This is a genomic window from Kitasatospora sp. NPDC059827, from assembly GCF_042731675.1.
In the GTDB taxonomy this organism is placed as follows: Bacteria; Actinomycetota; Actinomycetes; order Streptomycetales; family Streptomycetaceae; genus Kitasatospora.
Genome location: NZ_JBHWIV010000011.1, coordinates 49,485 through 73,863, shown reverse-complemented (window position 1 = coordinate 73,863; position 24,379 = coordinate 49,485). Strand labels below are relative to the sequence as shown.

24 protein-coding genes and 1 pseudogene are annotated in these 24,379 nt (G+C 74.6%); 9 read left to right on the top strand and 16 right to left on the bottom strand.

The genetic code is table 11. From position 1 onward, the window contains the following. Positions 1 to 17 precede the first annotated feature (17 nt). Positions 18 to 605 carry a TerD family protein gene (locus ACFV8H_RS09750; RefSeq protein ID WP_380398026.1) on the bottom strand — a complete coding sequence of 196 codons (588 nt, stop codon included), beginning with the start codon at positions 603 to 605 and terminating at the stop codon, positions 18 to 20. A gap of 271 nt (positions 606 to 876) precedes the next feature. Between ACFV8H_RS09750 and ACFV8H_RS09745 the strand changes: the two genes are divergently transcribed. After that, entirely contained in the window at positions 877 to 3,126 is a 2,250-nt protein-coding gene (locus tag ACFV8H_RS09745; protein WP_380398024.1) for a hypothetical protein, read from the top strand. Between the two features lie 81 nt (positions 3,127 to 3,207). Here ACFV8H_RS09745 and ACFV8H_RS09740 read toward each other — a convergent pair whose 3' ends face one another. After that, complete coding sequence (locus tag ACFV8H_RS09740) at positions 3,208 to 3,882, bottom strand: hypothetical protein (RefSeq protein ID WP_380398022.1); 675 nt, start codon at positions 3,880 to 3,882, stop codon at positions 3,208 to 3,210. Next, the gene (locus tag ACFV8H_RS09735) at positions 3,879 to 4,538 is read right to left on the bottom strand and encodes a class I SAM-dependent methyltransferase (protein WP_380398020.1); all 660 of its coding nucleotides are present in this window, start codon (positions 4,536 to 4,538) and stop codon (positions 3,879 to 3,881) included. The genes ACFV8H_RS09740 and ACFV8H_RS09735 overlap by 4 nt, the downstream gene beginning before the upstream one ends. Before the next feature lie 250 nt (positions 4,539 to 4,788). Between ACFV8H_RS09735 and ACFV8H_RS09730 the strand changes: the two genes are divergently transcribed. Then, positions 4,789 to 7,182: a glycosyl hydrolase family 18 protein gene (locus tag ACFV8H_RS09730; RefSeq protein WP_380398018.1), complete on the top strand. Its 2,394-nt coding sequence runs from the start codon at positions 4,789 to 4,791 to the stop codon at positions 7,180 to 7,182. 76 nt (positions 7,183 to 7,258) lie between these two features. Here the strand turns inward: ACFV8H_RS09730 and ACFV8H_RS09725 are convergent, their stop codons facing one another. From ACFV8H_RS09725 to ACFV8H_RS09695, 7 genes are all read right to left on the bottom strand, one after another. Then, positions 7,259 to 8,029, bottom strand: coding sequence for a hypothetical protein (locus tag ACFV8H_RS09725; protein ID WP_380398016.1), 771 nt, complete (start codon positions 8,027 to 8,029; stop codon positions 7,259 to 7,261). A gap of 106 nt (positions 8,030 to 8,135) precedes the next feature. Beyond that, entirely contained in the window at positions 8,136 to 9,308 is a 1,173-nt protein-coding gene (locus tag ACFV8H_RS09720; RefSeq protein WP_380398014.1) for a hypothetical protein, read from the bottom strand. A gap of 227 nt (positions 9,309 to 9,535) precedes the next feature. After that, complete coding sequence (locus ACFV8H_RS09715) at positions 9,536 to 10,945, bottom strand: family 2B encapsulin nanocompartment shell protein (RefSeq protein ID WP_380398012.1); 1,410 nt, start codon at positions 10,943 to 10,945, stop codon at positions 9,536 to 9,538. 371 nt (positions 10,946 to 11,316) lie between these two features. Then, complete coding sequence (locus ACFV8H_RS09710; protein ID WP_380398010.1) at positions 11,317 to 12,120, bottom strand: DUF1963 domain-containing protein; 804 nt, start codon at positions 12,118 to 12,120, stop codon at positions 11,317 to 11,319. Positions 12,121 to 12,291: 171 nt separating this feature from the next. Beyond that, the gene (locus ACFV8H_RS09705; protein ID WP_380398008.1) at positions 12,292 to 12,801 is read right to left on the bottom strand and encodes a hypothetical protein; all 510 of its coding nucleotides are present in this window, start codon (positions 12,799 to 12,801) and stop codon (positions 12,292 to 12,294) included. Between the two features lie 219 nt (positions 12,802 to 13,020). Beyond that, positions 13,021 to 14,475, bottom strand: coding sequence for a PLP-dependent aminotransferase family protein (locus tag ACFV8H_RS09700; RefSeq protein ID WP_380398006.1), 1,455 nt, complete (start codon positions 14,473 to 14,475; stop codon positions 13,021 to 13,023). Positions 14,476 to 14,607: 132 nt separating this feature from the next. Continuing rightward, positions 14,608 to 15,153, bottom strand: a complete 546-nt coding sequence (locus ACFV8H_RS09695; protein ID WP_380398004.1) for a universal stress protein — start codon at positions 15,151 to 15,153, stop codon at positions 14,608 to 14,610. 476 nt (positions 15,154 to 15,629) lie between these two features. Here ACFV8H_RS09695 and ACFV8H_RS09690 point away from each other — a divergent pair, with 476 nt between their 5' ends. Beyond that, positions 15,630 to 16,025, top strand: a complete 396-nt coding sequence (locus ACFV8H_RS09690; protein ID WP_375886773.1) for a transglycosylase family protein — start codon at positions 15,630 to 15,632, stop codon at positions 16,023 to 16,025. 99 nt (positions 16,026 to 16,124) lie between these two features. On the opposite strand, the gene ACFV8H_RS09685 is transcribed toward ACFV8H_RS09690, so the two are convergent. Next, complete coding sequence (locus tag ACFV8H_RS09685; RefSeq protein WP_380398002.1) at positions 16,125 to 16,727, bottom strand: pyridoxamine 5'-phosphate oxidase family protein; 603 nt, start codon at positions 16,725 to 16,727, stop codon at positions 16,125 to 16,127. A 109-nt stretch (positions 16,728 to 16,836) separates the two neighbouring features. Continuing rightward, positions 16,837 to 17,271 carry a CBS domain-containing protein gene (locus tag ACFV8H_RS09680; RefSeq protein WP_375886767.1) on the bottom strand — a complete coding sequence of 145 codons (435 nt, stop codon included), beginning with the start codon at positions 17,269 to 17,271 and terminating at the stop codon, positions 16,837 to 16,839. A 134-nt stretch (positions 17,272 to 17,405) separates the two neighbouring features. Here ACFV8H_RS09680 and ACFV8H_RS09675 point away from each other — a divergent pair, with 134 nt between their 5' ends. The 4 genes and pseudogenes from ACFV8H_RS09675 (at position 17,406) to ACFV8H_RS09660 (ending at position 20,711) form a co-directional block, all read left to right on the top strand. Next, positions 17,406 to 18,290, top strand: coding sequence for a helix-turn-helix domain-containing protein (locus ACFV8H_RS09675; RefSeq protein WP_380398000.1), 885 nt, complete (start codon positions 17,406 to 17,408; stop codon positions 18,288 to 18,290). Positions 18,291 to 18,315: 25 nt separating this feature from the next. Continuing rightward, positions 18,316 to 18,735: a VOC family protein gene (locus tag ACFV8H_RS09670; protein WP_375886761.1), complete on the top strand. Its 420-nt coding sequence runs from the start codon at positions 18,316 to 18,318 to the stop codon at positions 18,733 to 18,735. Between the two features lie 131 nt (positions 18,736 to 18,866). Beyond that, positions 18,867 to 19,745, top strand: a pseudogene (ligD, locus tag ACFV8H_RS09665) (non-homologous end-joining DNA ligase); the annotation flags it as partial. A gap of 111 nt (positions 19,746 to 19,856) precedes the next feature. Beyond that, a complete protein-coding gene (locus ACFV8H_RS09660; RefSeq protein ID WP_380398154.1) occupies positions 19,857 to 20,711 on the top strand; it encodes a DNA ligase in 855 nt (284 codons plus the stop codon). Between the two features lie 64 nt (positions 20,712 to 20,775). Here ACFV8H_RS09660 and ACFV8H_RS09655 read toward each other — a convergent pair whose 3' ends face one another. The 4 genes from ACFV8H_RS09655 to ACFV8H_RS09640 form a co-directional block, all read right to left on the bottom strand. Beyond that, positions 20,776 to 21,360 carry a type 1 glutamine amidotransferase domain-containing protein gene (locus ACFV8H_RS09655; protein ID WP_380397998.1) on the bottom strand — a complete coding sequence of 195 codons (585 nt, stop codon included), beginning with the start codon at positions 21,358 to 21,360 and terminating at the stop codon, positions 20,776 to 20,778. A 2-nt stretch (positions 21,361 to 21,362) separates the two neighbouring features. Further along, on the bottom strand, positions 21,363 to 21,674 hold the full coding sequence (locus ACFV8H_RS09650) for a PRC-barrel domain containing protein (protein ID WP_380397996.1): 312 nt from the start codon (positions 21,672 to 21,674) through the stop codon (positions 21,363 to 21,365). Between the two features lie 32 nt (positions 21,675 to 21,706). Continuing rightward, positions 21,707 to 22,180: a hypothetical protein gene (locus ACFV8H_RS09645; RefSeq protein WP_380397994.1), complete on the bottom strand. Its 474-nt coding sequence runs from the start codon at positions 22,178 to 22,180 to the stop codon at positions 21,707 to 21,709. 66 nt (positions 22,181 to 22,246) lie between these two features. Further along, positions 22,247 to 22,690, bottom strand: coding sequence for an HAD family hydrolase (locus ACFV8H_RS09640; RefSeq protein WP_380397992.1), 444 nt, complete (start codon positions 22,688 to 22,690; stop codon positions 22,247 to 22,249). 242 nt (positions 22,691 to 22,932) lie between these two features. Between ACFV8H_RS09640 and ACFV8H_RS09635 the strand changes: the two genes are divergently transcribed. Both ACFV8H_RS09635 and ACFV8H_RS09630 read left to right on the top strand, forming a co-directional pair. After that, the gene (locus tag ACFV8H_RS09635; RefSeq protein ID WP_380397990.1) at positions 22,933 to 23,913 is read left to right on the top strand and encodes a hypothetical protein; all 981 of its coding nucleotides are present in this window, start codon (positions 22,933 to 22,935) and stop codon (positions 23,911 to 23,913) included. An 11-nt stretch (positions 23,914 to 23,924) separates the two neighbouring features. After that, on the top strand, positions 23,925 to 24,314 hold the full coding sequence (locus ACFV8H_RS09630) for a VOC family protein (RefSeq protein WP_380397988.1): 390 nt from the start codon (positions 23,925 to 23,927) through the stop codon (positions 24,312 to 24,314). Positions 24,315 to 24,379: the final 65 nt, after the last annotated feature.

The following is a 24,379-nucleotide window of genomic DNA, read 5'->3' as shown; positions in this document are numbered from 1 at the left end:
GAGCCCGAGCCCGAGGGTCACAGGTGCTTGACCAGCTCCGGCATGAGGTCCTGGAAGGTGCGCCCGCTGGCGGGCTGGCCGATCGCGGCCATCTGCCAACCGCCCGGCGTGCGCTGCACCTTGGCCATGATCTGGGCGGTGTAGGGGCCGCCGCCGGTGAGGGTGTAGCGGGCCAGCTCGACGCCGGTGGTCTCGTCGACCAGGCGGCAGAAGGCGGCCTCGACCTCCTGGAAGGTCTGCCCGGTGAAGGAGTTCACGGTGAAGAGGATCTGGTCGACCTCGGCTGACACCCTGGTCAGGTCGACGGTGATCGACTCGTCGTCGGTCGCGCCGCCCGAGCCGCCGACCAGGTTGTCCCCGCTGTGCCGGACGGAGCCGTCGTTGCTGGTGAGGTGCTGGAAGAAGACCACGTCCAGCGGCTTGCCGTGGGCGAAGAGCACCGCCGAGGCGTCCAGGTCGATCTCCTGCCCGGCGGACAGCAGTTTGGCCAGGAAGCCCTTGCGCTGCACCGCCCGCCAGCCCAGGCCCATCCGGACCACGCTCAGCTGCCCACCGCCCGGCTTCTCCAGGCTGATCTTCTGCCCCTTGGCCAGCGAAACGGCCATTGTGCCCTCCTCGTTCCCGCCGCCGTCCGTGCCGTGAACCTATCGCACACAGAGAAACCATGATCATCGGACGGCGTCCGTCCAGGTCCCCTACCCAGGCGGCGGCGCTCCCACCCACCAGCCCCACCGGCCCCGCTCGCGGCGGTGCTCCGCGCACCGGCGGATCCACCCGTCCGACGACTGGCGTAGCCATGACAGGGGACCGGCCCGACGGGCGGCGCACGGTCTAGGGTCGCCTCGGAGCCGCTCCGACCCACGCTGGGGGACCACCATGCCCGAACAGCACGACGGAACACCGCCCGCGGCCACCGCCGCCACCACCGCCCGCCTCGGCCGCCGCCGGCTGCTCCGGGCCGGCCTCGGCGCGGGCGGCGCCCTCGCCGCTGGCCGCCTGCTGCCCGCCGCCCCGGCCCGGGCCGCCACCCCGTTCGCCCCGGCCGCGCCGACCGCTCCCGCCACCCCGACCCCGACCCTGACCGCCCGAGCCGCCCGAGCCGCCCGCCCGGCCGCGCCGGGATCCGCCCCGGCGCAGCCCTGGCCCGACTGGACCCGCTACGCCCGGATCGCCGACGGCACCTTCAACGAGCCCGCCGACATGCAGGGTTGCGTCGACGCCCTCAAGGCGCAGAACGTCAGTGTCATCGAACTCGACACCCTGCTCTCCAACTGGCTCACCGACGCCGAGTTCGCCGCCCACATGGCCGACGTGAAGACCTTCACCGGCCTGGCCCACGCGGCCGGCCTCAAGGTCGTCATGTACTACCCGTCCCTCGAACTGATCTCCCCCGGCGGTGAGAAGGGCCGCTCCTTCTACAAGGACGACCACGGCAAGGACTGGGTCCAGCGCGACCTCGCGGGCAATCCCAACGTGTTCTACGGCAGCGTGGTGGTCTGGGTCGACCCGGGCGACGAGAGCGTCTGGCTCAGCCCCGACTCGCCCTGGCGGGACTACTACCTCCGGCGGATCAAGGGGGTGGCCGCCACCGGCGTGGACGGCATCTGGCCGGACGTGCCGATCTACTTCGACGGCGTGCTCACCTGGTGCGACGCCTCCAGCTGGGGCGCGGCCGCCTTCAAGGCCGACACCGGGCTCGCCCTGCCCCGGGCCGCCGACTTCACCGACCCGGTGTTCCGCCGCTACGTCGAGTGGCGCCACCGCAGCCTGCTCGGCTTCCAGTTGGACATCGCCGCCGCCGGGCGCTCGGTCAACCCCGACCTGGTCACCTTCGTCGAGACGGTCTCGATGGACTACCGCTACGCCACCTCCATCGGCCTGGACGGCGGCTACCTGCGCACCGCCGAGGGCGCGGTCTCCCAGGTCTGGGAGGTGGACATCCTCGGCAACTACGACGGCATGCGGCACGCCACCGCCACCGACTGGACCTGCCTGATCTCGATGTACAAGTACGCCCGCGCGGCCAGCGGCACCAAGCCCGCCTGGGCGTTCTCCTACGGCTGGCAGGCCGACGACGCCTCGCTGGTGATGTCCCAGCTGATCGCGGCCGGCTGCAACCCGTACGAGGTGAAGACCCCGTTCAAGAACGACACCGTGGACGCGGCCATGCGCGCCCGGATGTACGCCTTCGTCCGGGCCAACCAGGGGAAGCTCTACGACCCGGTCTCCGCGGCCCGGGTCGGGGTCTACCACTCCGCGCCGTCCCGGGACTACGTCGCGCCCGGCGAGGGCAACGGGATGTACGCCAACGCCAAGGCCCCGGCCGGGATCGCCGACTGGTGGGGCGGCGACGACCCGCAGATGAGCTGCGCCGCGCTGCCCTGGCTGGGCGAGTTCCGCGGCACGGTCAAGGCCCTGGTGTACGCCCAGGTGCCGTTCGACACCGTGCCCAGCCCCGGCCTCGTCGCCGCCGACCTGGCCCGCTTCCAGGTCCTGCTGCTGCCCAACCTCCAGGCCGTCTCGGATGCCGAGGCGACCGTGCTGCGCGGCTTCGTCGCGGCCGGCGGGACGGTCGTGATCACCGGACCGGCCCCCACCGCGCTGGACGAACTGGGCGGCCGGCGCGCCGAGTTCGCGCTCTCCGACGTCCTCGGGCTGCGCCGGGCCGACCCGTTGCCCGCGAGCCGGCGGAACTCCTACGGCAGCGGCAGCTGCTGGTACCTCAAGGCCCTGCCCGGGCTGAGCTACCTGTCGAACACCGACCAGGCCTCGGCCGACCAACTGCTGGCGGCGGTACGGCAGTCGGCGCCGCCCGCCGTCACCCTCACCGGGGACCGGCGGATCTTCCTGGACGCCCGGCGGCTCGGCGGCGACACCGTCGTCCACCTGGTGAACTTCACCAACTTCGGCGACGCCCCGGCCGACTTCCGCACCACGCCCGTCAACTGCACCCTCTCGTACGCGCTCCCGGCCGGAGCGGTCGTCACCGCCGTGACCGTCGCCAGCCCGGACGGCACCGACCCGGCGCCCCGGCCCGTCCCGTACACGGTGACCACCGGGACGGTCAGCGTGCCGCTGACCGTCGTCCAGTACTCGGTGGTGACGATCAGCGCGTCGGCGGTCTGACCGGCGGGCAGCGGGATCCGCCCGGTCGCCTCCGGTCCGGGCCGGAGGCGACCGAGCCGGACCGGGGGGCGACCGGGCGGATCAGGCGTCGCCGTCCAGCAGGTGCTGGCGCACCTCCTGGAAGGCCCAGGCCCCGCCGGCCGCCCGGGAGAACACCCAGACCAGGTCGAACCGGTCCGGCCAGGTGCCCGGCGCCCCGCTGCCGGCCGCACCGAGCGCCTCGACGATGCGCGGGATCCGGGAGTGCTCCCAGCAGATCAGCACCGGCTGCGTTCCGGCGAGGGCGGCGCCGGCCAGCTGGGACTCCTGGGACTCGGCGTAGGTGGTGTCCACGGTCAGTCCGAGCCTGCCGGCCAGCGGGGTGACGGTCTGCCGCATCCGGTGGGCTCCGGCCAGCGGGCCCTGGTCGGTGGCGGCGTAGATCCGGGCGGGGGTGCGCAGGCCGGTCGCGGGCGGGGTGGTGAACAGGGTGGGCAGTGCCTTGGCCCGGTCCCAGCCGCGCTGGGTGAGGGACTTGCCGTCGTGCTTGCCGTTCTCGTCCAGGCCGGGCTGGTTGCCGTCGGGCTTCTCGCCGTGCCGGATGATCATCACGAAGGCGGCGCCGCCCGGGTCACTGGCCCTGGCCACCGGGCCGTTCTTGTCGGCCTTGTCCTTCTTGCCGGAGGAGCAGCCGGCGAGCACCAGCGGGGCGGCGGCCGCGAGGCCGGTGAGGAGCAGCCGGCGGGTGGGTCGGGCGGTCGTGGGCCGGGCGCTCACGCGGCACCCCGCTCCAGGCGCACGAGCGCGTCGATCGCGACGCCCGTCGCGGCGCCGGTCGCGCTGCCCGTCGCACCGCCCCGGTGGCCGGGTTCGGTGTCGACCTCGCGCCGGACGCGCTCGGCCCGCACGGTGTGCAGGCCGTAGGGGGCGAGGTCGGCGAGGACGTCCCGCGGGGTGAGCAGCACGGCCGGGTCCTGCGGGCCGCCGACGCCCTCGGTGAGGTTGCTCAGGTCGTGTCCGATCACCAGCAGGGTGCCGCCGGGGGCGAGTGCTTCGGCGGCGCGGTGCAGTGCGGCGCGGCGGTCGGCGGCGGGCAGTTGGAGGTAGGCGACCAGGACGAGGTCGTAGCCGACGGTGGGGGCCTCGTGGGTGCGGGCGTCGCCGTGGCGCCAGGTGAGGCGGTCGGCGACCTCGTCGGGCAGTTCGGCGGTGAGCCGTTCGGCGCGTTCGAGGGCGACGGCGGAGAAGTCGAGGCCGGTGACCTCCCAGCCCTGGGCGGCGAGCCAGATGGCGTTGCGGCCCTCGCCGGTGGCCAGGTCGAGGGCGTGGCCGGGGGTGCGGCCGGTGAGTTCGCGCACCACCCACCGGTTGGGCGCGGCGCCCCAGACCAGTTCACTCGCGGCGTAGCGGTCGTCCCAGCCCTGACTGTCCATGCGCTCCTCCGTTCGGCGGTCCTGTTCCGTCCCGGTCAACCTACCGGTCGGCCGCTGTTCGCCGCCCGGGTCGGTCCAGCGGGTGGACACCCTTGACGGCGAATATTGGTCCAGTCCAATCTGTTCAGTCGAGCACCCGTCAAGCACGTGTCACCCCGCCCGGTCGCCCCCACCGCGTCCGGGCCGGCTCCCCACGGCCCGTCCGGGCCACGCACCGCCGGAACCCCCACACATCCGGAGGACACCCCGCATGCACGACCGCGTCCTGCCCGCACGGCCCGACCTGCCCGCCGAGGGTCGAGCCGCCCGTCGGGCCACCCGGCACAGACGGGCCACCGCACTGGCCTTGGCCGCCACGCTGACCACCAGCGGCGCCGCCCTCGCCCTCACCCTCGGCTCCGCCGCCGCCTCGCCGGTCAACCTGCTGGCCAACGGCGGCTTCGAGACCGGCACCCTGTCCGGCTGGAGCTGCTCCAACGGCTCGGTGGTCACCACCCCGGTGCACGGCGGGAGTTACGCGCTCAGCGGCGCCGCCTCCGGCTCCGACACCGCGCAGTGCCAGCAGACCGTCACCGTCCAGCCGAACACCAGCTACACCCTGGCCGGCTTCGTCCAGGGCAGCTACGTGTACCTGGGCGCCACCGGCACCGGTGTCAACGCCTCCAGCTGGACGCCCGGCGGGACGGGCTGGAACCAGCTCAGCAGCACCTTCACCACCGGCGCCACCACGACCTCCGTCACGGTCTTCACCCACGGCTGGTACGGCACCGGCACGTACTACGCGGACGACCTCACCCTGACCGGGCCGGGCGGGCCGACCTCCACCACCAGCCCGACGGCGTCCACCAGTCCGACGGCCACCGGCAGCCCCACGGCGTCCACCAGTCCGACGGCCTCGGGCAGCCCCACGGCCACCGGCTCCCCCAGCGGCAGTCCGACCGCGACGGGCTCCCCGACCGGGAGCCCCAGCGGATCACCCAGCGGCAGCCCCACCGGGAGTCCGACCGCGACCGCCACCGCGAGCGGCCCGGCCGGGGACGGCAAGGTCACCACCCCGACCGGCGTCACGGTCAGCAAGGTCACCTCCGGCGCCGTGGTACTCGGCTGGCAGCCGTCCACCCTGAACGGCGACGACGGCCCGGTCGCCTACAAGGTGTGGTCCAACGGCCAGTTGGTCGCCACCTCGATGGGCACCTCGGTCGCCGTCAGCTCGCTGCGGCCCGGCCAGGCCTACACGTTCAGCGTCCAGGGCTACTCGGGCGGCCACGCCTCCGCCCAGTCCGCCCCGGTGAGCACCACGACCGCCGCCGCCCCGGCCCAACAGCCGGTCCGCGCGGCCTACTTCGACCAGTGGGGCATCTACGAGAACGCGTACTACCCGAAGAACGTCGACACCAGCGGCGCCGCGAACAAGCTGGACGTCGTCCACTACGCCTTCGCCAACATCGACCCCTCGAAGTTCACCTGCTTCCAGGCGGTGAAGGCCTCCGACTCGGCCAACGACTCCGACCCCAACGCCGGCGACGGCGCGGGCGACGCCTACGCCGACTACCAGGACGGCTACACCTCCGCCACCAGCGTGGACGGCAGCACCGACGGCTGGGACCAGCCGCTCAAGGGCAACTTCAACCAGCTGCGCCAGCTCAAGGCCAAGTACCCGAACCTGCGCTTCACCATCTCGATCGGCGGCTGGACGTACTCCAAGTACTTCTCGGACGCGGCCGCCACCGACGCCTCCCGGAAGGCCTTCGTCTCCTCCTGCGTCGACATGTTCCTCAAGGGGAACCTGCCGACCGGGGTCGCCGGCGACGCCTCCGGCGGCGCGGCCTCGGCGGCCGGCATCTTCGACGGCATCGACATCGACTGGGAGTACCCGGGCTCGGCCGGCGGCCACACGGGCAACCACTACTCCCCCGCCGACAAGCAGAACTACACCCTGCTGCTCAAGGAGTTCCGCACCCAGCTGGACGCCCTCGGCGCCGCCCAGGGCAAGCGCTACCTGCTGAGCGCCGCGCTGCCCAGCGGCCAGGACAAGATCGCCCAGTTGGAGACCGACAGGATCGGCGCCTACCTGGACTACGCCGACGTGATGTCCTACGACATGCACGGCTCCTGGGACGCCAAGGGCCCGACCAACCACCAGGACCCGCTGCACGACAGCGCGGCGGACCCGACCACACCGATCACCCCCGGCACCCGCAAGTACAACGTGGACACCACGCTCACCGCGTACACCACCGGCCTGCCCGAGTACGGCATCCCCGGCGGCTTCCCGGCGAACAAGATCGTGCTCGGCATCCCGTTCTACTGGCGCGGCTGGACCGGCGTCCCGGCCGGCTCGAACTACGGCCTGTACCAGAGCGCGACCGGCCCGACGGCCGCCAAGCCGCTCAGCCAGGAGGCCGGTCTGGCCGCCTGGAAGGAGCTCAACCCGACCGCCGCGCAGACCCATTGGGACCCGGTGACGGAGAGCAGCTGGGTCTACGACGGCACCAACTTCTGGACGGGTGACACCCCGCAGGCCGTCCAGGCCCGCGGCTCCTACGCCAAGGGCAAGGGCCTGGGCGGCCTGTTCGCCTTCTCCTTGGAGAACGACGACGCCTCCGGCACCATGCTCAACTCGATGGACAGCAGCCTGCGCTGACGTCGAGCCGGTCGAACGACCGACGCCGGTGGCCCCGTTCGGGACCACCGGCGTCGGCGTCGATCTCGGCCCCGGTTCAACTCTTGAGGTTGAGCGAGGGGAAGAGGTCCGTGAAGGGCTGGGTGGTGACCGAGACACTCCGGGCGAACGGATCGTCGAAGTCCCAGATCATGAACAGCAGGAAGGCGATCAGCACGCTGAAACAGGCCGCCAGGATCAACTCCCGTGGGGTGTGCTGGATCTGCAGCGCGAACAGCATGCCGATGGTCACCACCGCCCCGCCGATCAGCCCGAACCACACCACGCCCGGCATGGTCGGCCCGGCGTTCTGGCCGCGCTGGTTGCGGGAGTCGGAGGCCTGGCTGATCCGGTCGGTGATGGGCTGGTAGGCCTGGGCCTCCAGCTCCGAGGCCGGCGCCCGGGAGACCACCTCGTTCTGGATCTTGTCCAGCAACTCGGTGCCCTTGTCGGTGATCTCACCGTTCTTGCCCATGTAGTCCCACTCGACGGTCACCACGTAGGTGACGTAGGCGTCGACATCGGACCGGACCTGGTCGCGGAACTCGACCGGGTAGACCACCGCCCGGTCGCTGACCTCCCGCAGCGACTGGGCCTCACGGAACAGGTCGTCCTGGGCGGCGCCGCGCGCCTCCCAGACACCCGCGATGGCGAGGCCGAGGACGATCGCGTAGACCACTCCGATCATCATCGTGATGTACTCGATGACGTCCGGCGTCTCGTCGGTGTTCTCGACGACACCGGTGCCGCGACGCCGCAGCACCACCACCGTCGACACAACGGCACAGGCCGCCGCCAAGGCGATGATCAGCGCCACCCACTCGGACATGGGAACTCCCTTCTCTGGCTTGGCTCGTGACGTGAAAGGCGAACCCCCGGGCCCGCTCGACGGGACTCGACAGGAGGAGCCGGGGGAAGGTCGGGACGGAAGGCCGTCAGGACCCGGAACGACCGCGGCCGCGGCCACGACCCGGGCGCAGCGAGGCCGCCGCGAGCACCGCGGGGACAGTGATCAGCAGCATCGTGGTGGTGGTCGAGGCGCCGTGGTGCGGCGGCGCGACGGGCCCCGACTTGGAGGCCCGCACCACCTTGAAGGACGGATCCGCCGACGGGGCGGGCCAGACCGGGCTCGGACGGGCCGGGCTCGGCAGCACGGGGCTGGGCGCCACCACGGCGGGGGCCGTCGGCGCGGGCACCGCCGGAACCGGCACCACCGCGGGCGGTGGCGGCTGCGGGGCGGGGGCCGCGGGGGCCGGGGCCGCGGGCGCGGCGGGCACCGCCGGGGGCGGTGGGGCCGGCGCGGGGGCGGGCGGCGGCGGAGACGCCGGGGCCGGGGGCGACGGCGGCGGGGTGGGGTCCGGGGGCGACGGCACCGCGGTCGGGGACGGCGTGGGGGTGGGGCTCGGGGTGCGCGTGGGCGTCGGCGTGGGGGTGCGCGTGGGCGTCGGGGTGGGGGTCGGCGTCGGCGTCGGTGTGTGCGTAGGGGTCGGGGTGGGCGTCGGCGTAGGCGTCGGGGTGGGGCTCGGGCAGGGGTGCGGATGGTGGTGGTGATGGTGGTGGCCCCAGTGCCACCAGCCGTCCCCGTGCTCCCCCTGCCCGTCGTCGCCGGACCATTCGTCGCCGGCCCCGTGGCCGCCGGCCCCGTGGCCGCCGGAACCGTGGCCGTCGGACCCGTGGCCGTCGGTCGGTCGCCCCGGCGCGGGTCGGAGCCCGGCCGTGCCGGAGGGCGAGGGCGCCGCGGGCACCGTGCCGGCCGTCAGCGGCCGGTGGCAGTGGTGGTGGTCGTGCGGCGGCCGGGGCCCGTGGTGGCGGCCGACGTCGGGGGCGACGGTGACGCCGACCTCGACGTCCACGTCCACTCCGACGTCCACGCTGCCGCCCGGGCCCACCGTGGTGGACACGTCCGTCCCGGTGCACACGCAGGTGTCGACGGCCGCGCCGTTCGCGTGCCCGCCGGGGCGTTCGGCCCCCGATGCGCTGGCCCCGCCTACCAGCGCGCACATCGCCACCACGCCGACCGCCGCGCCGATCAGCCGCGCCCGTCGACCGGGGACCGCGCCCCCGCCGCCGTGCCGCGGTATCCGTCGGTACTGCCGGCGCTGCGGCATGGGCTCCACACACCTCTCGGGTCGTCCGGGCAGGACGGAAGGATTTGGCTGATCGGCCGACAGGAACGGGCAGCAGTGGTCGGATCCGAATCAGAGCCGATCGGGTACGACCATGCGCATTCAGACGCGATCAGGCGGACGGCCCGCCTCCGGGGCGGGCCGTCCGCCATCAGGTGAAACGATCTTCGCGCCGACCGGTTACGGCCCGCGCCCGCCGTTCCGCGCGCTCAGTGGCGGCGGTGCGCGATCTCGACGTTCTCCAGCACACCGACCGCGTCCGGCACCAGGATCGCGCAGGAGTAGTAGGCGCTGACCAGGTAGGAGATGATCGCCTTCTCGTCGATCCCCATGAAGCGGACCGAGAGCGAGGGCTGGTACTCGTCCGGCAGCCCGGTCTGGTGCAGGCCGATGACGCCCTGGTTGTCCTCACCGGTACGGATCACCAGGATCGAGCTGGTGTTCTCCTTGGTGATCGGGATCTTGCTGCACGGCAGGATCGGAACCCCGCGCCAGGCCGGGACCTGCTGCCCGCCGAGGTCGACGTGGTGCGGGTAGATGCCCCGGGCGTTGAACTCGCGGCCGATCGCGGCGATGGCCTTGGGGTGGGCCAGCAGGTAGTCCGGGTCACGGCGGCGGTTGAGCAGCTCGTCCAGGTCGTCCGGGGTGGGCGGGCCGGAGTGGGTCTGGATCCGCTGGTCGAAGTCGGCGTTGTTGAGCAGGCCGAACTCCGGGTTGTTGATCATCTCGTGCTCCTGCCGCTCGCGCAGGGCCTCGATGGTCAGCCGGAGCTGGTGCTCGGTCTGGTTCATCGGCTGGTTGTACAGGTCCGCGACGCGGGTGTGGATCTTGAGGATGGTCTGGGCGACGCTCAGCTCGTACTCGCGCGGCTTGAGCTCGTAGTCCACGAAGGCGCCGGGGAGTTCGTACTCGCCGCGGTGGCCGGCCGACATGGCGATCTCGGCCTCGCCGCGCTCGTTCTGGGCCTGCAGCGGCAGGGACAGGAACGTCGCCAGGTGCTCCTGGAGGCTCGGCGCGTTGTCCCGGATGCGGGCGAAGTCGTCCCGGCTCAGGGTGAGGGCGACCCCGGAGGTGGTGGTCTTCGCCGTGTACTCCCAGACCGCGTCCGGGTTCAGCAGCGAGTCGTCGCCGAAGCGGTCGCCGTCGGCGGCCACGCCGACCACGGTCTCGTCACCGTACTTGCCGGTGCCGATCTTGTTGATCTTGCCGTGCGCGATCAGGAAGATCCGGTCGGCCGCCTCGCCCTGGGTGGTGAGCACCTCGCCGGGGCCGAAGTCGCGCTGCTGGCAGCGGTCGGCGAGGGCGGTCAGCACCTCCTCGTCCTCGTAGCCGCGCAGCAGGGCGAGTTCGCCCAGCTCGGCCGGGATCACGCGGACCTGGGATCCGGTCTTGATGAACTCCACCACGCCGTTGCCGACGGTGTAGGTGAGCCGTCGGTTGACCCGGTACGCACCACCGTGGGCCTCGACCCACGGGAGCACCTTGAGCAGCCAGCGGGAGGTGATCTCCTGCATCTGCGGGGCGGACTTGGTCGTGGTGGCAAGGTTGCGGGCAGCGGCCGTCGCGAGGCTCTGCTGCCGGTCCTGCTGTGTCTCCGGGCTCGTCGTGTCCACGGACATCGGCAGGGGTCTCCATTCGTGTGGTCGGATCACGCAGCCGGGGCCGGTACCGCTCCGGTTCCGGGGCATGCTCCGCAACGGATCATCAGATCCGCGAGCTGGTGGGGAAGTTGGCGAGTATCGAGAGGACGACCGCCATCGCCCGGCGGCCCATCCGGAACCCTAGATCACCAGAACCCGACGGAGCCCGTACGGCGGCCCACTACCCCCCGATAGGGTGAATCTCCGGTGATCCGCCCCCACGGGCCGCTATCGTCACCGGAACACCCGTTCGCGAGTGCGCACCCCGTGCCCCGGGCGCCCCACCGGCCCCACCCCATCCCGCGCGCCCTCCTGCCGCACGGCCTCCCGCCGTCAACCCGGCGCACCGCTCAGGCGACCTCCAGGCCCTGCCGCACCCGGTCGAGGCGGCCTGCGGCCAGGTCCTCCTCGGTGATCCAGAACGAGACGTTGACGAGTTCGCCCCACCGCGCCTCCACCGCCGAACCCTCGACCTGGAGCAGCGGCCGGTGCCCGTCGGGGCGGGTGGTGTTGTCGCTGTCGCACCACCCCAGGAGCCGGACGTCGGCCCCGCCGAGGTGCTCGCGGCAGGCGTCCGAGACGCCCATGGCCACCAGGTAGTCGCCCGCGAGCAGCGCCCGCAGCTCGTCCTCCAGGTAGGAGGGCGCCGACCGGGCCCAGCGCGCCCGGACCGGCCGAGCGGGCAGCGGCTCCAGGCCGTCCGGGTCCGGCGGGGCCGGACGCTCCGGGCTCCCGGGCGGGACGTGCAGCACCCGGCAGCTCTCCCCGTCGAGGTCGGCGGGCATCGGGTCGTGGAAGAACAGCAGCAGGCCCTCGACCGGCAGCGGCCAGCGCCCGCCGCCACCGGCCCGGAAGGCCTCCGCCAGCCGGGCGCAGTCGAGTTGGGCGAGCAGTTCCATCGGGTGGCCGTCGCCCTCGGGCCAGTCGATGCCAGGCGGCAGCGCCGCCGATCCGCCGGTCCGCCCGACGGACGTCCAGCCGGGCTCGTCCTCGGCGACGTCCGTGCGCAGCTCCAGCGAGGGGCGCAGCAGCCCGCCGACCCGGGAGGTGTGCTCCGGGCCCACCTGCTCCCGCAGGGCGGCGTACAGCCCGTAGGGCAGCAACAGGTCGTCGTCCGGTCCGGGGCGGTACGGCATCCATGCGTGGTCGGGCATGGCCCGATCCTGCCACCCGGCTCAGACACCGAGCCCGGCACCGGCTCCGGCTCCGACACCGGCTCCGACGCATGCGGAAGGCCCGTCAGGTGCCGGTACGGGGGTGGCCGGCACCTGACGGGTGTACGGGGGGTGCGGCCGCGAGGGCCGCGCCGGGGGGAAGGGGGTGGATCAGCAGGCGACCTGGGTACCGGGGATGCCCAGGATGCCGGAGTTGTTGGCCAGACCGCCCTGGTACTCGTAGTACAGGTACGAGTAGAAGTCGATCCGGACGCCCTGGCCGCAGGCCGAGTCCGGGGCCACGGCGTAGGTGACCGTGAAGGTGCTGCTGGCGCCGGGGGCGAGCGGGACGTCGTAGCGGGCGATGCCGCCGTGCACGTTGTCGCTGCACCCGTTGGTCTGGGTGCCGCAGGCCGTGGCGGTGTACTTGAGCCCCTTCACCAGGCTGGTGTCGTACGTCTCCTGGACGCTCTGGTAGACGAACTGGATTGGGGTGTCGTACGGGTTGGTGAGCGTCAGGGTCAGTGTGAACTCACCTCCCCGGCCGGTCGTCTGGTGGTCGGAGACCGCCGTCAGGGGCAGCGGGCTGTCGGCGGCCCGGGCGGGTGCCACCAGCAGCAGTCCGGCGGCGAGGGCCGGGCCCACGGCGAGCGCGGCACGGCTCAGATGTGTTCTGCGCATGTCCAAGGAGCGTAGGGGGCGGCGCCGTCGGGGCCGCCCTCCTCGGCCCGAACCCGTACTCGCGTACGAGCGGCGGGCGGACGCCGGGGACCGACCGTCCGCGTTCCGGCCCGGCGGAACCGCCGGTGCCCTATCCTTCGCCGCGCACCCGGACGACCTGCTCGGGCCGGTGCGCCCGGCCCGGTGCGCTGAGGCCGGTGTGCTCAGGCCGGTAGGTGCTCAGGCCGGCGCCGGCAGGACGTCGCACAGTGCCCGGAGCGCGGCCGGCCAGGCGTGGTCCGGCGGCGTGGCGTAGCCGACCACCAGGCCGTCGACGGCGGGCGTCGCCGCCGGATCGGCTGCCGGGTGCCGGTAGTCGGCGAGCCCCTCGACCGCCAGGCCGCGGTGGGCGGCGGCCTGGAGAACGGACCGTTCGGTGCCGGGGGCGAGCCGCAGCACGGCGTGCAGGCCGGCCGCGATGCCGGACACCTCGATGTGCGGGGCGTGGACGGCCAGCGCGGCCACCAGCTGGTCGCGGCGGTCCCGGTAGCGGCGGCGCATCCGGCGCAGGTGGCGGTCGTAGCCGCCGGAGTCGATGAACTCGGCGAGCGTCAGCTGGTCCAACGCACTGACCCAGGCCTCGCGTTCGCCCTTCGCGGCGAGCACCCGGTCGACCAGGTGGTCCGGCAGGACCATCCAGCCGAGGCGCAGCGCCGGGCTCAGGCTCTTGCTGGCGCTGCCGAGGTAGACGACCCGGTCGGGGTCGAGCCCCTGGACGGCGCCGACCGGCTGGCGGTCGTAGCGGAACTCCCCGTCGTAGTCGTCCTCCAGGACGAGCCCGCCGCGTCCGCGCGCCCAGTCGATCACGGCGGCGCGGCGCCCGGCGTGCAGCGGGCCGCCGGTCGGGAACTGGTGGGCGGGGGTGAGCAGGACCGTCCGGACCTCCGGGTACCGGGCCAACTCCGTGATCCGGGCGCCCTGTTCGTCGATCGGCAGCGGGACGGCGGTGACGCCGGCGGCGGCCAGCAGCCCGCGGTGGAAGCCCAGCCCGTACGCCTCGACGGCCAGCGGCCCCTGGTCGGCGGGCGGCAGGGCGGGCGCGGCGCCGTCGAAGAGCAGGCGCAGCGCGTGGGCGAAGCCGGAGCAGACCACGATCCGGTCGGGGTCGGTGCGCACGCCGCGGGCCCGGGCGAGGTAGTCGGCGAGGACGGCGCGCAGTTCGGGCCGGCCCTGGGGGTCGCCCGGCCCGAAGGCCTCGTTCGGGGCGGCGGTGAGGGCCCGGCGGGCGGCGGCCAGCCAGGCGGCGCGGGGGAAGGAGGCGGCGTCGGGCTGGCCCTGGCGCAGGTCGTGCGCCGGTCCGGGGCGGCGCGCGGGGCGGCGGGCCCGGGCAGGCGGGACGGGTGCGGCGCGGTCGGCGACGGTGGTGCCGGAGCCCTGGCGGGCGGTGAGCCAGCCCTCGGCGACGAGCTCGGCGTAGGCCTCGGCGGCGGTGTTGCGGGCCAGGCCGAGGTCGGTGGCCAGGGCCCGGTAGGGCGGCAGTCGGGTGCCGGGGGCAAGTCTGCCGCTGCGGATCGCCTCGCGCAGCGCGGCCATCAGTGCGGCGCGGCGGCCGCCGGTGGCGGGCAGGTCCAGGTGCAGGTCGTTACCGGTCGGGTGGGCCGGCTCGGTGGGGTGCGCGCCCGACGTCTCCGTCATGGTCACGCACCCTACCCGCCGCTCCGGCGCCGCCCGGCGGGCGGTCCGGGCCCGTACCACTGCGGCCACCCCTACAACCGCCACCCCTATTACGTATTACGGCTACGGCTACGGCTACGGCTACGGCTACGGCTACGGCACGACGGTGACCGGCCAGCGGCCGGCCTTGACCAGCCGGACCGCGACCGAGCCGATCACCTTGTGCCCGGCCTGCTCCGAGACGCCGACCACCACGGCGTCGGCGCGCAGCTCGTCGGCGAGCTTGGCGAGGCCGGTGTAGGGGTCGCCACGCAGGGTGAGGAAGCGCCACTCCACCCGCCAGACCTCGCTCACCCGCTGCTCGGCCTCGCGCAGCGCGGCCAGCAGCTCGTCGGCGACCTCCTGGGTGGTCTCCTCCACGGCGGCCCCGGCCAGGGCGGTGGCGGCGCCGAGTATCGGCTGGACGTAGGCGACGGCCAGCTGGGCGCCCTGCCGGCGGGCCAGTCCGGCGGCGTAGGCGGTGGCGCGCCAGGAGGAGTCGGAGCCGTCCAGGCCCGCCAGGATCACCTTGGGTCCGTCGGTCCCCAGCTCGAAGCCGCTCGGCGCGACGGCCGGCTGGTGCTCCCCGCGCTCGGCGCCGGCCGGTCGGCCCGCGCCCTCGACGGCCCCGGTGTCGGCCGCATCGCTGTCATTGCTCATGGGCGGAAGGCTATGCCCGCCACCGTGGGTGGCCGGCGGGGGCACTCCGGGTGAGGGCTGTGGCGCGGGCCACCCGGGCGGGCCCGCGGCGGTGCCGCGCCGGTACCGGGGGCGGGCGGGCCGTCACGCGCTGTCGACGGTGTGCGCGGCCTCACACGGCCTTCGCGGTGACCGGGGCCACTTCCGGGGGTGGTTTGATCTTGGAAATAGCCGCAAATCGGTCGGAATCACCTTATTTTCGTGATCGCTACCTGCGGTAACAGGCCTCTGACGTGCTCGAACCTGCGATTCCTTGAAACCGCCACGACCACCCCCGTACCTTCGAACTCGTTGCACCGAGCGATTCCGCTCCGGCCGGGCCCCACGGCCCCCGGGCAGGAACGGTGCCGGACCGCGCGAGCGATGCGTCCCCGCAACCGACGGCCTTCCGAGGGCCTGGTTCCGCACGCCCGCACACCCCCTCCGAAAGGAAACGCATGACCTTCCGTAACGAGACTGCCGCTGCCACCACCACTGCCACCCCGAAGCGCCGCAACCGCGTCCGGATGGCTCTGATGGCCGGGGCGCTCACCGCGCTGCCGGTGGCCGGCCTCGTCACGGCCACCAGCGCCTCCGCCGCGCCGGCGTCGGTCTGGGACAAGGTCGCCTCCTGTGAGGCCACCGGCAACTGGGCCATCAACAACGGCAACGGCTTCTACGGCGGCCTGCAGTTCACCTCCAGCACCTGGGCGGCCTTCGGCGGCACCGCGTACGCCCCGCAGGCCCACATGGCCTCCAAGGCCCAGCAGATCGCGATCGGCGAGAAGGTCCTCGCCGCCCAGGGCCCCGGCGCCTGGCCGATCTGCTCCGTCAAGGCCGGCCTGGGCAAGTAAGCCCGCCGCCCCCACGCACCCACGAAGCCGCCGCACCCCCCGGGGTACGGCGGCTTCGCCGCGTCACCGGCCGCCCAGCCCCTCCGGCCCGCAGACCCCTCAGGCCGGCTGGGTCGACGGGGTCGGGCGGGCGGGGAGCGGGAGGGGGAGGGCGGGCAGGCCGTCGATGCTGGTGGCGACGAGGGGCTTGCGCTCGCAGTAGGCGCCGAACTCGTCCTCGTCCTTGCGGTCGAAGTACTGCGCGTGCAGGTCGCGGTCGGCGCGGTAGTCCATGAACGGCACGGCGTACCCGCAGGAGTCGCTGACCCGTTCGGCCCGGACCAGCACGATCGCCCGCAGGCCCGAGCCGTCCGCCCCGGGTTCGAAGCGGGCGAGCAGGTCGGCGAAGCGCGGGTCGTCCCGGAAGACCGGCTCGCCGTGGCCGTGCACCCGCACCACGGTGGGCGGGCCGTCGAAGGCGCACCACATCAGGGTGATCCGGCCGTTCTCCCGCAGGTGGGCGATGGTCTCGGCCTGCGAGCCGCCGAAGTCCAGGTAGGCGAGGGTGAGTTCGTCGATGATCGCGAGGGTGCCGGAGCGGCCCTTGGGCGAGAGGTTGACGTGTCCGTCACCGGCCAGCGGTGCCGTCGCGACGAAGTAGACGGGCTGGCGTTCGATGAACTGCCGCAGCCGGCCGTCGATGCATTCGTACTGCTTTCCCATGTGCGCGATTGTGCCCGCATCTCGCCTTGCGAGAAAGGAAAATCCAGCCCATGAGACGGCGAGCGGCCCCGCCGCGGGCACGGCGGGGCAGTCGTACAAGGTGGGCGCGTCAGCGCTTCGAGTAGACGCTGTCCATGAATTCGATGATCTGCTGGTCCGTCAGCCGGTGGCCCTCGCGGTGACCCATCGCCAGGTCGGCCTCGCTGATCATGCCGACCAGCCGGTCGCCGTCGATCACCGGGATGCGCCGGATCTGGTGCTGCTCCATCTTCTTGAGCACCGTGTCCATGCTGTCGTCGGCCCGCACGCAGTGCAGGTGCCCGGCCAGTTCGATGGCCGTCATGGCGGCCGGGTCCTTGCCCTCGGCGAGACAGCGCACCACGATGTCGCGGTCGGTGATGATGCCGTGGAGCTTCTGGTCGTCGCCGCAGATCGGCAGCGCGCCGACGTTCTTGTCGCGCATCATCTTCGCGGCCTCGTCCAGCGTCTGGTGGGCGCCGATGCACTGGGCGCCGGTGTGCATGATGTCTCGGGCAGTGGTCACGGGGACTCCTTCGTCGGTGTTGCCCCCCGGCGGCCATCCCCCGGCGGCGCACCGCGCCCCTCACAGGGTGACCGTGCCCTCACCGTAGGCGACCGCGCTCCCGCGCGCGACCGCGGGCACCGATACTGGAACCCGTGACCACGCACGCCACCGACCCGGTCGACGAGGCCGTCCGCGCCCGGCCCGCGACGGCGCTGCGCCCGTACGTGGCCTGGTACTCCGGCTACCGCCAGCGCGGCCTCGCCCCGGCCGTGCACCGCGGCCTGCCCTCCCCGTACCTGACCTTCATCCTCACCCTGGACGAGCCGCTGGTGATCGCCGGCCACCCCGATCCGGCGCAGCCGCCCGGCAGCTATCCGACGCTGCTCGGCGGGCTGCACACCTCCCCCGCGCTGATCACCCACGAGGGCGCCCAGTCCGGGGTGCAGATCGCCGTGCATCCGCTCGCCGCCCGGGCGCTGTTCGGGCTGCCCGCAGGGGAGTTGGCCGGGATCGACGTCCCGGCGGAGGACGTGCTCGGCCGGCTCGGCCCGCAGTTGCAGGAGCGGCTGCGGGCGGCCAGCGGCTGGGCGGAGCGGTTCGCCGTACTGGACGGGGCGCTGCTGCGGGCCGCCCGGCCGTCCGGGCTGGTGCCGCCGGAGGTGGGCTGGGCCTGGCGGGCGCTGCGGCGCAGCGGCGGGGCGCTGCCGGTGGCCGAGCTGGCCCGGGAGACCGGGTGGAGCGCCCGGCACCTCCAGGAGCGGTTCCGCCGGGAGACCGGGCTGACCCCGAAGGCCGCCGCCCGGGTGATCCGCTTCGACCGGGCCCGGCACCTGCTGGCGACCGGCGCGCCGCCGCCCCGGTTGGCGGAACTGGCGGTCCGCTGCGGCTACTTCGACCAGGCGCACCTGGCCCGGGAGTTCCGCGCGCTGGCGGGGTCGGCGCCGAGTGCCTGGCTGGCGGCGGAGGGGCCGGAGGAGGGCAAGTTCCGAAACGTCCAAGGCGGGGCGGCGGGGGCGGCCGCAGAGTGGGAGGCGTAACCACCGCATCCGAGGAGTGAGAGTCATGGACACCGAGACCCCTGCCCCGCAGGTCTGGCCCACCTTGCGCGCGACCGACGCCCGCGCCCTGATCCGCTTCCTGGTGGAGGCCTTCGGCTTCCAGGAGGTGGCCAGTTACGGCGAGGGCGAGTTCGTGGCGCACGCCGAACTGGCCTGGCCGGAGGGCGGCGGCGTGATGCTCGGATCGGTGCGCGAGACCGCGCCGGGCCAGTGGCGGGGCGAGCCGGGCACGTTCAGCGCGTACGTGGTCACCGCCGACCCGGACGGCGTGCACGCCCGGGCCGTGGCCGCCGGGGCCCGGATCACCACCGGCCTGACCGAGACCGACTACGGCTCGCGCGACTTCGCCGCGGCCGACCCGGAGGGCAACCACTGGTACTTCGGCACCTACCCGGGCGCGCCCCGGCCCGCCCCGGCGCCGTGAGCCGGACCCCGGTGCCGTGAGCCGGACCCCGGTGGAGCAGCCGCGGGCTCCGGCCCCGGCCGCCGGGCCCGGGCGGCGGGGGCGGGGCAGACTGGCTGAGGGGACCACCGCAGCACTCCCGGAGAGCGCCGATGCCGCAGATGACGGTCGACGGGCACACCCTCGCCCTGTCCCACCTCGACAAGGTGTACTACCCGAGCATCGGCACCCCCAAGGGCGAGGTGCTGCGCTACTACGCCGCGGTGCACACCGCCCTGCTGCCCCACCTGCGGGACCGCCCGGTCTCCTTCCTGCGCTGCCCGGACGGCGTCGAGGCGGAGGTGTTCGTCGCCAAGAACCCGCCGCCGGGCACCCCGGACTGGGTGCGCACGGTGGACGTGCCGAGCACCGGCGGCGAGCTGCGCCAGGTGGTGCTGGAGAACGGCGCGGCGCTGCTGGCGGTCGCCAACCTGGGCTGCCTGGAACTGCACGTCCCGCAGTGGCACGCCGCCGCGCCCGGGCTGGCCGACCGGCTGGTCCTGGACCTCGACCCGGGCGAGGGCGCCGACGTGCTCACCTGCCGGGCGGTCGCGCTGCTGCTGCGCGAGCGGCTGGCCGCGGACGGCCTGTCGGCCTGGGTGAAGACCTCCGGTTCCAAGGGCCTGCACCTGCTGGTGCCGATCGAGCCCACGCCCAGCGCCGAGGTCTCCGGGTACGCCAAGGCGCTGGCCGCCGCACTGGAGGCGGAGCACCCGGAGCTGGTGGTGCACACCATGGCCAAGGCCCGGCGGCGCGGCCGGGTGCTGGTCGACTGGTCGCAGAACAACGCCAAGAAGACCACCGCCGCCCCGTACACCCTGCGGGCCCGGCCGCTGCCGACGGTCTCCGCGCCGCTGGCCTGGGCCGAGTTGGAGCGGGCCCGCGGGGAGGCGGAGCTGGTGTTCACCCTCGCCGAGCTGCCGGGCCGGCTGGCGGCGCACGGCGACCTGTTCGCGCCGCTGCTGGACCCGGAGCAGGCCCGGCCGCTGCCCGCGGCACCCACCGCCGGTGCCGCACCCTCGGCCGCCTCGGCCCCCACAGCCCCCACAGCCCCGACGCGGCCCTCCCAGCCGCGGCAGGTGCTGCACCCGCCCGTCGAGGTGATGCGCCCCGCCGCCGTCACCGCCGTGCCGCCCGCCGACGGGCTGGGCGGGGGCGGCGTGCAGTACGAGCTGAAACTGGACGGCTTCCGCTGCGTCGCCTTCGCCCGCGGCGACCGGCCGGCCTTCCTGCAGTCCCGCAGCGGCCGTGACCTCGCCCCCGAGTTCCCGCCGATCGCGGCCGCCGTCGCCCGGCTGCCCGAGGGGCTGGTGCTGGACGCCGAACTGGTCGCCTGGCGGGCCGGGCGGTTCGCCTTCGAGGAGCTGCTGCACACTCGGCAGGCCCGGGCCGCCGCCCCGGACGTCGCGCTCGGGCTGATCGCCTTCGACCTGCTCGCCCTGCCCGGCCGGGACGTCCGGCGCCTGCCGCTCGCCGACCGGCGCCGGCTGCTGCTGGCCGCGCTGGCCGACGTCCCGCCGCCGATCCAACCGGTGCTGGCCACCACCGACCGGGCGGAGGCCGTGGCGTGGATGACCCAGCTGGCCGACACCGGCGTGGAGGGCCTGGTGTGCAAGGCCGCCGCCTCCCCGTACCGGGCGCGCGGCGCGGGCCGGGCCTGGGTCAAGTACCGGCGCAGCGACACCGAGGACGCCACCGTCCGCGCCCTGACCGGTCCGGCCGACCGGCCGCACGCGCTGGTGCTCGAACTCGGCGACGGCCGCGTGCTGTTGACCACCCCCCGGCTCACCCCGGTGCAGGCCCGGGAGGTCGCCCGGGCGGCCGGGCCGCTGCTCGGCCCGCCCACCGCCGACCCCGACCACGGCCGGGTGCACCCGCTCACCGCCCCGCTGCGCGCCGAGGTCACCCTCACCGGCCGCCCGCCCACCGCCACCTTCGTCCGCCTGCGCGGGGACTGACCCCGGCGCGGTCACGCCCCTCCGCCCCGAACGTGCACCCTCGGACGAACCCTCTGACCCCGCGTCACTTCCTTCGCCCGGCCGCCGCGTGGGCGAACTCGGTGACGAAGGTGTCCTCGAACACCGGCAGGTCGCCCGGCGCGCGGCTGGTCACCAGCGGGCCCGGGCCGTCCCGGCAGACGTGCACCTCCTGGTCGACCCACTGGGCGCCCGCGTTGACCAGGTCGGTCCGCAGGCTGGGCCAGGAGGTGAGGGTGCGGCCGCGGACGGCGTCGGCCTCGATCAGGGTCCAGGCGGCGTGGCAGATCGCCGCGACCGGGCGGCCGGCGGCGCAGCAGCCCCGGACGAAGGCGACCGCACCCGGGTCGAGCCGCAGCGCGTCCGGACTGGCGACGCCGCCGGGCAGCACCAGCCCGGCGTAGTCGGCCGGGTCCGCCCCGGCCACCGGGGCGTCCACCGCGAAGGTGTCCCCGGGCGCGCGGTGCCGGACGGCCTGGACCCGGCCGGGCGCGGTGGAGAGCAGGCGCGGGCGCCCGCCGGCTTCGAGCACCGCCTGCCAGGGCGAGGCCAGTTCCTCCTGTTCGGCGCCGTACGGGGCGACCAGGAAGGCGATCGTCCGGCCGGTCAGGGTGGTGGCGGGCCAGCCCATGGTCAGCGGTCCACAGCTCGGCGCCGGCGGGCGGTGGTGAGGTGCTCGGCGGGCGGCGGGACGGTGCCCAGCCGGGCGCGCGGGCAGTCCAGGTGGACGGCGCGGTCCAGGTGGTCGATCCGGGCGACCAGACCGACCGGGACGAGCACCCTCGCACCCGGCACCCAGGCGCCGGCGTCGACGGCGAGCTGGTCGCCGGCGTCCTGGTCGACCCGGCCGAGGGGTCCGTCGGTCGCCTGGACCTCGTACCCGACCAGGCTGAGGTCGGCGGCGGGGTGGGAGCCCGGGCGGTACTCCCACAGGTCGGTACTCATGCGCACCTCTCGATGGTTCGGCCCCCGTCGCGTCACGCCTCCGGGCGGTCCCAGGGCCTTCGCTCACGTCCGTCCCGGCCGTCCCCGCGTTCTCGTCCCTCCCCGCGTTCCCGGCGTTCCCGGCGTTCCCGCCCGTCCTCCCGGTCCGGGCCGGTACCGCCGACGACGCCGTCGTCCCGGCCCGGCGCCCGTCGCCGCCGCAGCAGCACCGTGGCGGCCACCGAGGCCGCCACCGAGGCGGCCCAGACCACCCCGAGGGCGGTCAGCACGGCGGTGGTCGGGGTACGCACGCCGATGCCCACGCAGATCGACGTCATCACCAGTACGGTCAACAGGACCCCGACCGAGATCCGGCGTCCGACGCCGCGCAGGGCGTCCAGGAGCCGGTTCGGCCGCTTGGCCCCCATCGTGCTCAACTTCCGGTCGAGGCGCGTGTCCTGGCGCAGATCGGACTCGATCTCCTCGAGGAGCCGCCGCTCCCATCCGCTCAACGCGGGTCCGTCCATCTCGGTCACCTCCGACACTTCGGGTGACGTGCTCGCACCCGGGCGGTTGCCCGGTACGGGCCGGCGTTAACCGTTCCGGGGGCCGCCGGTTGCGGCGGCCACGCGCCCGAAGGCCCGGGGACGGGCGAGCAGGCTGTCGTCCAGGACGCGCAGCAGGGCGGCGGCGTCGCGGTGGACCTCGACCGCGCCGGCCGCCCGCAGCTCGGGACCGGCGTCCCCGCCGGCCTCCAGGGCGACGCAGGGCACCCCAGCCCGGCGCGCCGCCAGCACCTCGCGCACGCTCCCGGCGACGGCCACCGCGTGCGAGGGTCCGCCGCCCACCAGCGCCAGTGCAGCCCGCACACCATCGCCACCGGGGGCGGTCACGGTCAGTGCCCGTACCCCGGCCGGGCCGGGGCCGGTCAGCACCACCGTCCAGCCCCGCACGGCGCACTCGCGCAACAGCTCGGCGCCGCCGGGCAGCCGGGGCCGCCAGTCGGTGCCGATCAGGGCCGCCGAGATCACCGTCATGGCCACCTCTCCCGTGCTCCGGACCCTGCGTCGGGGCTTCCCCCGCGCAGGTCACGCACCGCGCGCCCTTCCAGGTTAGGACGCTCCCCGGCCCGGCGCGCAGCCTGCCGGGAACGGCCGCCCCGGGCACCGGAAAACCGCTTGGCGGGGGCCGCACGGGCCGGAATACTCCGGGGGTCCGTCGACGGGGAGGAGTGCGGGTGGCGGTGTTCGCGTGTGCCGGGTGCGGTACGGAGCTGACCGTGCCGGTCACGGAGGTGGCGCTGCCGCCGCACGCCCACCGGGAGGGCGGGGACCGGTACCTGCCGCCGCTGCTGGAGCCGGGCACCTTCGCCCTCGACCCGGAGCCGACCGAACGGCCCTGGCGCCCCTGGTCCGCGATCACGGCGGCGGAGGCCGCCGAACGCGGCGTGTACGCGCCGGTCGACGGCCTGTGGAGCGGCCCCGGCGGCGCGGTGCTGCTGGCACCGGGTGACACCCGGGCCACCGTACTGCTGCCCGAGCGCTGCGAGGGCTGCTGCGCGGCGGCCGGCGACCCGAACCTGGCCTGCGCGGGCTGCGGGCGCGAGGTGGGCGCCCGGATCGACGACTGCTACCGCTGGCAGGCGGTGTGGCTCCATCCGCAGGCCGTGCGGCGCCTCCCGGTGGAGGGCCCGGCCCGGCCGGCCGGGGACGGCTGGACGGTGCCGCCGGCGCCCCCGGTCGAGCCGGGCGGCTGGTGGAACGAGCGCTGGAGCGCCGCCGTGGGGTCGGCCCTGGCCGGGGTGCTGGCGGCCTCCGACGGCGAGCCGGTGGCCACGGCCCCCGGCCTGCCGACCGAGACCTTCGGCCGTGCCCTGCGCCGGCTGCTCCCCGGCGGCCCCCCGGCCCGCGCCCTGCGCCTGGCCGGGCCCGGCCTGGCAGCCGTCCCAGCACCGGACATCGCCCTCGTCCCCCGCCACCCGTGGACCGGCGCCGCCTGGCCGGCGCCCTCCGGCACCGTGGCCGTCCCGCTGGACGCCGGGGTGTGGACGTACCTGGCCTTCCCGCCGCCCCGTCTCGCCACCAGGCTGCCCGCCGGGGAGGAGCGGGACGACCCGCTGCCGCTGCGCCCCGCCTTCCTGTTCGAACCCGACCGGTACCTGCTGCGCCACCACCTCGCCCGGCTGCCCGCCGTCCGGCAACCCTGGCTGCGGGCGATCTACGATCGGCTCGGCGACGGCCGCCACCACCCGGGCGCGTAGGAGGGCACCCCATGAGGATCAACCTGACCACCGTGTTCGTCGACGACCAGGACAAGGCGTTGCGCTTCTACACCGAGGTGCTGGGCTTCGTGAAGAAGGCGGAGGTCCCGCTCGGCGCGTACCGCTGGCTCACCGTGGTCTCCCCCGAGCAGCCGGACGGCACCCAGCTGCTGCTGGAGCCCGACGCCCACCGCGCCGTCGGGCCGTACAAGACCGCGCTGGTCGAGGACGGCATCCCGGCCGCCCAGTTCGCGGTGGACGACGTGCACGCCGAGTACGACCGCCTGCACCGGCTCGGGGTGCGGTTCGCCCAGGAGCCCACGGCGATGGGCCCGGTCACCGTCGCGGTGCTGGACGACACCTGCGGCAACCTCATCCAGCTCGCCCAGTTCGCCCGCTAGCCGGGCCCCGGCTGACCGGGGCCCCGGCCGGGGGTGTCCAGGTCCTCGGTCGTCATTACCCGAGT

Coding starts and splice junctions, on each gene's coding strand:
- ACFV8H_RS09660 (WP_380398154.1), top strand. CDS start 19,857: ATGCGCCCCGCCGCCGTCACCGCCGTGCCGCCCGCCGACGGGCTGGGC.
- ACFV8H_RS09745 (WP_380398024.1), top strand. CDS start 877: ATGCCCGAACAGCACGACGGAACACCGCCCGCGGCCACCGCCGCCACC.
- ACFV8H_RS09650 (WP_380397996.1), bottom strand. CDS start 21,674: ATGAGTACCGACCTGTGGGAGTACCGCCCGGGCTCCCACCCCGCCGCC.
- ACFV8H_RS09710 (WP_380398010.1), bottom strand. CDS start 12,120: ATGCCCGACCACGCATGGATGCCGTACCGCCCCGGACCGGACGACGAC.
- ACFV8H_RS09735 (WP_380398020.1), bottom strand. CDS start 4,538: ATGGACAGTCAGGGCTGGGACGACCGCTACGCCGCGAGTGAACTGGTC.
- ACFV8H_RS09685 (WP_380398002.1), bottom strand. CDS start 16,727: ATGGGAAAGCAGTACGAATGCATCGACGGCCGGCTGCGGCAGTTCATC.
- ACFV8H_RS09705 (WP_380398008.1), bottom strand. CDS start 12,801: ATGCGCAGAACACATCTGAGCCGTGCCGCGCTCGCCGTGGGCCCGGCC.
- ACFV8H_RS09630 (WP_380397988.1), top strand. CDS start 23,925: ATGAGGATCAACCTGACCACCGTGTTCGTCGACGACCAGGACAAGGCG.
- ACFV8H_RS09695 (WP_380398004.1), bottom strand. CDS start 15,153: ATGAGCAATGACAGCGATGCGGCCGACACCGGGGCCGTCGAGGGCGCG.
- ACFV8H_RS09690 (WP_375886773.1), top strand. CDS start 15,630: ATGACCTTCCGTAACGAGACTGCCGCTGCCACCACCACTGCCACCCCG.
- ACFV8H_RS09655 (WP_380397998.1), bottom strand. CDS start 21,360: ATGGGCTGGCCCGCCACCACCCTGACCGGCCGGACGATCGCCTTCCTG.
- ACFV8H_RS09730 (WP_380398018.1), top strand. CDS start 4,789: ATGCACGACCGCGTCCTGCCCGCACGGCCCGACCTGCCCGCCGAGGGT.
- ACFV8H_RS09640 (WP_380397992.1), bottom strand. CDS start 22,690: ATGACGGTGATCTCGGCGGCCCTGATCGGCACCGACTGGCGGCCCCGG.
- ACFV8H_RS09725 (WP_380398016.1), bottom strand. CDS start 8,029: ATGTCCGAGTGGGTGGCGCTGATCATCGCCTTGGCGGCGGCCTGTGCC.
- ACFV8H_RS09670 (WP_375886761.1), top strand. CDS start 18,316: ATGGACACCGAGACCCCTGCCCCGCAGGTCTGGCCCACCTTGCGCGCG.
- ACFV8H_RS09700 (WP_380398006.1), bottom strand. CDS start 14,475: ATGACGGAGACGTCGGGCGCGCACCCCACCGAGCCGGCCCACCCGACC.
- ACFV8H_RS09715 (WP_380398012.1), bottom strand. CDS start 10,945: ATGTCCGTGGACACGACGAGCCCGGAGACACAGCAGGACCGGCAGCAG.
- ACFV8H_RS09750 (WP_380398026.1), bottom strand. CDS start 605: ATGGCCGTTTCGCTGGCCAAGGGGCAGAAGATCAGCCTGGAGAAGCCG.
- ACFV8H_RS09720 (WP_380398014.1), bottom strand. CDS start 9,308: ATGCCGCAGCGCCGGCAGTACCGACGGATACCGCGGCACGGCGGCGGG.
- ACFV8H_RS09645 (WP_380397994.1), bottom strand. CDS start 22,180: ATGGACGGACCCGCGTTGAGCGGATGGGAGCGGCGGCTCCTCGAGGAG.